The sequence below is a fragment of the Candidatus Nebulibacter yamunensis genome (genome assembly GCF_024208055.1).
Classification (GTDB): Bacteria; Pseudomonadota; Gammaproteobacteria; order Francisellales; family Francisellaceae; genus Caedibacter; species Caedibacter lacustris.
The window spans coordinates 1-548 of sequence record NZ_JAMBMW010000067.1 but is presented as its reverse complement, the minus strand read 5'-3'; the positions used below and the strand labels follow the sequence as shown (position 1 = coordinate 548).

The window sequence follows — 548 nt, the reverse complement described above, 5'->3', positions numbered from 1 at the left end:
CAACAGCACCGTAAAGCTGCAACAATTGGAAGTAGGTAGCTTCAAAGCTTTGCTTGGTAAGCAGATCGTTCTGGTTTTCAAGCGCAATAGCGGATTTCTTAAGTTGATCAGAAGAGTGTTTCAACTCCCGACTTTGGAGCACGATGGTGTACAGAAGCGCCATGAGTCCAGAAAACGCGAACAGTGGGTTCATTGTGCCGCCAACAAAGTCCCCAAATTGCCCCCATGCTTCCTGCGATGGAGACAATGGGCCAAAAAAATTCACGGCATACGCGGCAAGCGACAGCACGGCCACCATTATCGTGAAAAGCACCAACGACTTGAGCCATGAAGGTATGCCTGAAAGATTTTCCATCAGAAAGCTCTAACGCCTGAGCTCAGGTGCGTTTGAGGCGACGACCGTTTTTGCGGCAGCAAAAATGGGCGGCGGGTCAAACGTCACCTGCAGCGATTTGTTGGGCGACTGCTCCTCGTAACTCATGGGCTAACTCCCTAATTTGCTCGAAATTCTCCACGAGAAGATTGCGTTTGATCGAACGCATAAGATC

Annotated in this window: 1 protein-coding gene; it reads right to left on the bottom strand. The window is 49.8% G+C overall.

Annotated features, from left to right (window positions below):
• Window positions 1–355 (bottom strand): hypothetical protein (locus M1V25_RS10305; RefSeq protein ID WP_498843231.1); only part of this gene is annotated, 355 nt, incomplete at its 3' end.
• Between the last annotated feature and the right edge of the window lie 193 nt (window positions 356–548).